Consider the following 5138-nt stretch of genomic DNA (forward strand, 5'->3'; position numbering starts at 1 on the left):
CGATATAACTTTTAGTCTTTTTTTCTTGCAATAATGTTTCAATTACCACACGTTCTTTTAATGATAATCGGCTATGTTTTTTTGCTTTCATACAACAAATCTAAGATTTTGATTTGTTGCGTTAAGTTCTTGAATTCAAGTCTGTTATATTTAATGACACTAAGATACAGAAACTAAATGACTAACTCAGAAAAAATATTAGCATAGTCTAGGTTACGGTTCTATTTTATATTGAAATAGAAACTAATTTAATCAATCATTTTGATGTTTATTTGGTATTATTGAAAAACAAAAGATTAAAACATCGATGGATGGAAGAGGAAGAGTTTTGGGTAATATTTATGAACGCTTCTAGAAGGTCTATGAAATATGAACAAATCTATTTGAGTCCTTCTGATAATGGAATAGAATTTTGGAAATTCATACAGAAACATATACAATTTTATAATAAAGAAAGAAGATTTATGGAATTGGAAAAATTTACATTAAGGAAGTTGATTTTGATACTAAGGCTCGTTGTAATTTCATTCGAGACCAAGCTGTGCGATGACGTAGTTTGTAAAGCCAAAGAGAACCAAGATCTAGAAGAAAATACACCAAACTTATTCCACTAGGAGGATTACTACTCTTTAAAAAAGGAATAACGCCAAAAGCTGTATCTGGCCAGTACCAGCATTGATATGCTGTGCCCACAATTTCTAGAAACGCAACGACTACATACATGGTTAGATAAAATAAGCGTTCACGAGGTTTGTTTTTCAACACAGAAAGTACTGCTATGGACATTAGAAATCCAAATACATCTCCTTTAAAAATTAAAAAGATGAGGCAATAGCTCCAAACAAATAAGGTGAAAATTTTCTCTATTTGTTTTTTGAAATTTTTGATAATGGATTGTTTGCAAAAATAGATGGTAGCAATGTATACAATAGCATGACCTGGTGGTACATACCAAGGAACATTCCCTAAGCGATACGTATACATGCCCAATCCTAAGGAAAATAAATATTCTCCAATAAATCCAATAAGTACAGCATAAATCATTAACTCTCTAATTCTTGCTGTAGATTTCCAATAAACAACAGTAAAAGCCGTGAACATTGCAATATTGGCAATTATTTGGGGATTTGGAATGGATGCTGTAAAGATGTAACTGTCTAAAAATAAAACAGATATAATTAATAAAAATAAATAACCGATGGTTTTAAAGGAGGCTATGAATATGGATTGAGCAATTTTTAAATTCATAGTTTGTAGTAAGAGTTGTTAAATACCAAAAGTGTTATTAATTTAAAACTTAGATAAACTTCTTTGTATGGTGTCTGTTAATAAATCTTTTAAAGAAATTCCGGCTTTCTTTGCTTGTTGTGGCAATAAACTTTCTTTAGTCATACCCGGAACTGTGTTCATTTCTAAAAAGTATGGAGTATCTCCAATAAAAATAAATTCAGATCTTGAAAATCCAGAGATATTTAAGGATTTATAAAGGAATTTAGCTGTTTTACACACATTTTCTTTTTGTATATTTGAAATTCTTGCAGGTGTTATTTCTTGAGATTTACCGTGATATTTTGCTTCATAATCAAAGAAATCATTTCCCGATATTATTTCTGTGATTGGTAAAACAATGACCTCACCTTTATATTGGATGACACCTACAGAAACTTCTGTGCCATCAAGAAAAGACTCAATTAATATTTCAGTATCTTCTTTAAAAGCCGTTTCAAGTGCTGTTTCAAAATCTTTGAATTTATTTACCTTAGAGATTCCGAAACTTGAACCAGCGTTATTAGGTTTCACAAAACAAGGAAGCCCTATTTTTGAAATAATTTCATTTTTATCATAATGATCTGCTTCATTAAGATAGACAGAAGTTGCTGTTTTAATACCATAATTTTTAGCGACACTAAGACAGTCTCTTTTGTTAAATGTTAGGGCCATTTGGTAAAAAGGAGCAGAGCTATATGGAATATTTAATAAATCAAAATAGGCAAGTATTTTACCATCTTCTCCTGGTGATCCATGGATTACATTAAAAATATAATCAAAAGAAATTTTGATATTATTTATTTCTACAGAAAAATCGTGTTTATTTATTGAATACTCATTTTTATCAGCATCTAAAACGATCCATTTGTCTTGTAAAATATGAACAATATAAGAGATGTATTTATTTTTGTCAATATTATTGAATACTACGGTGCCACTTTTTATAGAGATTTTGTATTCAGATGAATATCCACCCATAAGTACGGCTATGTTTTTTTTCATTTGGTTTTTATCAAAAATTAAGAATCAAAAATATCAAATATAATTTAATAAGATCCCCTTTCGTTTTATATCTTTGTCGAAAATATAAATTAATGAGTTTGATTAAATATTTAGTGAGTAAACAATTTGTAATTCAGCTTGCAATTGCTATTGTTTTTTTGAGTATTTGTTTTTTTTGTTTGGTAAGTTGGTTGAAGGTAACCACCAGTCATGGTGAAATAATAGAGGTTCCGGATTTATCAAGATTAAGTGTAGAAGAAGTAGATTTAAAATTGAGAGAGTTGAATTTAAGATTTGAAATTATAGATTCAGCTAGTTATAACCCTGATTTCCCAAAAAGAAGTGTTATTAGCCAATCTCCAGAAAAATTAAGTCTTGTTAAAGGAAATAGAAAAATTTATCTGACTTTAAATCCTTCAAAATACGGAAAAGTCCAGATACAAGAATTTTACGGAAAAACAAAAAATGAAGTAATTGCTCAACTGAAATCATCTGGTTTTAAAGTAGGAAAATTATTATTTATTCCAGATTTAGGAAAAGATGTTGTGAGAAAATTACAATATAAAGGAAAAACAATCACAGTAGGTGATAAATTAGAAAAGTATTCAATAATTGATGTCGTTCTAGGAGACGGAAAAGGAAGCTAATATTCAAGAATTTATGGAGAATAATGAAATAGAAAGCGATGATTTATATGAACATTATAGATTTGTTGCTGCAGATGGTCAGATACCATTACGTGTAGATAAATTTTTAATGAATTTTATTGAAAATGCTACTAGAAGCAAAATCCAAGAGGCCGCGAAGAACGGAAATGTTTTGGTGAATGATGTGGCAGTAAAATCTAGTTATAAAGTAAAATCGAAAGATGTTATACGTGTTGTTTTGGAGTACCCTCCTCACGAAAATTTACTTGTAGCTGAGGAAATGGATCTTGAAATAGTATATGAAGATGATGTTTTATTAGTGGTCAATAAACCTGCTGGAATGGTGGTCCACCCGGGACATGGGAATTACTCTGGAACTCTTGTGAATGGTTTGATTCATCATATTGATAATCTACCTAATAATAGTAATGAAAGGCCTGGTTTAGTACATCGTATAGATAAGGATACGAGTGGTTTGTTAGTTGTAGCAAAGACTGAAGAGTCTATGGCGTTTTTGGCGAAACAATTTTTTGATAAAACCACAGAGCGTGTATACCATGCATTAGTCTGGGGAAATATAGAAGAGGAAGAAGGTACAATTGAAGGGAATATTGGACGGAGTTTAAAAAACAGATTGCAAATGATGGTTTTTCCAGACGGTGATTTTGGTAAACCTGCTGTTTCTCATTTTAAAGTATTAGAACGTTTTAACTATGTTACCTTAGTAGAATGTCGTTTAGAAACAGGAAGAACACATCAAATTCGAGCACATTTTAAATATATAGGTCACACTTTATTTAACGATGCTCGATATGGAGGAAATGCTGTTTTAAAAGGCACAACTTTTACGAAATATAAACAGTTTGTTGAAAATACATTCAAAGTATTACCAAGGCAAGCGCTACATGCTAAAACTCTTGGATTTATACATCCAGTAACAAAAGAGTTAATGCGTTTTGAGTCTAAAATCCCTGATGATTTCTTAGCGGCACTTGAAAAATGGCGCTCGTATACAATTAATACCAAAGAAGATATCTAGTAAAACGAATATATAAGAAGTACTTTTCTATGAAAATAGTAATATCACCAGCGAAGTCATTAGATTTTGAAAGTTCTATTCCAACTCAAAATTTTAGTCAACCTCTGTTTTTAGAACAAGCAGAGAAGTTGTCGAATGAATTGAAAAAAAAATCGCCTAAGAAAATAGGAGAGTTGATGTCTATTTCTCAAAACTTATCTGAGTTAAATTGGCAGCGTAATCAAGATTGGAAATTACCTTTTACAAATGAGAATTCGAGACAGGCTATATATGCTTTTAAAGGGGATGTATATATTGGTTTGGATGCATATTCTATTCCGAAAAATAAATTAGATCAATTAAATGATAAATTGAGGATTTTATCTGGGTTGTATGGGCTTTTAAAGCCTATGGACTTTATACAACCGTATCGATTAGAGATGGGAACCAAATTAAAAGTAGGTAGAAAAAATAATTTGTATCAGTTTTGGGACACTCAGATAACGGATGCTTTAAATTTGGAAATGCTTGAAGATGAAGTATTGGTCAACCTTGCCAGTACCGAATATTATAAAGTTATAAAACCAAAATTAATTAATGGACCTATTATTACACCACAGTTTAAAGATTACAAAAACGGAAAATTAAAGATAATTTCATTTTTCGCTAAGAAAGCAAGAGGTATGATGGTTCGATATATTATTGATAATAATATAGAAAATAGCGAAGCTCTTAAGGGATTCGATTATGGGGACTATGGTTATAGTGAAGAACTATCGACCGACAAGGAATTTGTTTTTATACGTTAATTTATGAAGTTTGGGTTATAGAGAAAATTTATTGTCATTGATTATAGGATACAGCTACAAAGCATATGGGCATAATTTTAGATGAACCTACCTCTGGGTTAGATGAGAAAAGCACTCCGCTTATACCAAATAAACATCAAAATGATTGATTAGATTAGTTTCTATTTCCTTTATATTTTAATATAAAATAGAACTGTAACTAGGCTATGCTTATATTTTTATTTCATCTAAAGAAAAAAACAACTGAGTTACACGCCTAGTGTCTGTTTTATGTTTTTTTGATATTTAGGTTTTTGTAGTACCATTCTAAGAATTGTTTTATGAAAAATGGATTCTTTGTATTGTGACCTATTAATTCTAAAACAAAATTTATCAAAATATGCTTGTATATGC

At 30.2% G+C, this 5138-nt stretch carries 5 protein-coding genes and 1 pseudogene; 3 read left to right on the top strand and 3 right to left on the bottom strand.

Annotated features, from left to right (window positions below; genetic code table 11):
• Positions 1-480 precede the first annotated feature (480 nt).
• Positions 481-1248: a hypothetical protein gene (locus tag V5787_RS08360; protein ID WP_336892791.1), complete on the bottom strand. Its 768-nt coding sequence runs from the start codon at positions 1246-1248 to the stop codon at positions 481-483.
• Between the two features lie 42 nt (positions 1249-1290).
• Positions 1291-2271, bottom strand: a complete 981-nt coding sequence (locus V5787_RS08365; protein WP_336892792.1) for a D-alanine--D-alanine ligase — start codon at positions 2269-2271, stop codon at positions 1291-1293.
• A 92-nt stretch (positions 2272-2363) separates the two neighbouring features.
• Here V5787_RS08365 and V5787_RS08370 point away from each other — a divergent pair, with 92 nt between their 5' ends.
• From V5787_RS08370 to yaaA, 3 genes are read left to right on the top strand one after another with little or no spacing between them, the layout of a single operon-like run.
• Positions 2364-2918 carry a PASTA domain-containing protein gene (locus V5787_RS08370; RefSeq protein ID WP_336892793.1) on the top strand — a complete coding sequence of 185 codons (555 nt, stop codon included), beginning with the start codon at positions 2364-2366 and terminating at the stop codon, positions 2916-2918.
• Positions 2919-2931: 13 nt separating this feature from the next.
• On the top strand, positions 2932-3957 hold the full coding sequence (locus V5787_RS08375; RefSeq protein ID WP_336892794.1) for an RluA family pseudouridine synthase: 1026 nt from the start codon (positions 2932-2934) through the stop codon (positions 3955-3957).
• A gap of 29 nt (positions 3958-3986) precedes the next feature.
• Positions 3987-4745: a peroxide stress protein YaaA gene (gene yaaA, locus V5787_RS08380; protein WP_336892795.1), complete on the top strand. Its 759-nt coding sequence runs from the start codon at positions 3987-3989 to the stop codon at positions 4743-4745.
• 248 nt (positions 4746-4993) lie between these two features.
• Here the strand turns inward: yaaA and V5787_RS08385 are convergent.
• Positions 4994-5138: pseudogene (locus V5787_RS08385) on the bottom strand (IS1595 family transposase); the annotation flags it as partial.

Source organism: Flavicella sp. (genome assembly GCF_037132785.1).
Classification (GTDB): Bacteria; Bacteroidota; Bacteroidia; order Flavobacteriales; family Flavobacteriaceae; genus Flavicella.

What these genes read in the sequence shown, in the direction of transcription:
- V5787_RS08360 (WP_336892791.1), bottom strand. Translation starts at nt 1,248, where the DNA reads ATGAATTTAAAAATTGCTCAATCCATATTCATAGCCTCCTTTAAAACC.
- V5787_RS08365 (WP_336892792.1), bottom strand. Translation starts at nt 2,271, where the DNA reads ATGAAAAAAAACATAGCCGTACTTATGGGTGGATATTCATCTGAATAC.
- V5787_RS08370 (WP_336892793.1), top strand. Translation starts at nt 2,364, where the DNA reads ATGAGTTTGATTAAATATTTAGTGAGTAAACAATTTGTAATTCAGCTT.
- V5787_RS08375 (WP_336892794.1), top strand. Translation starts at nt 2,932, where the DNA reads ATGGAGAATAATGAAATAGAAAGCGATGATTTATATGAACATTATAGA.
- yaaA (WP_336892795.1), top strand. Translation starts at nt 3,987, where the DNA reads ATGAAAATAGTAATATCACCAGCGAAGTCATTAGATTTTGAAAGTTCT.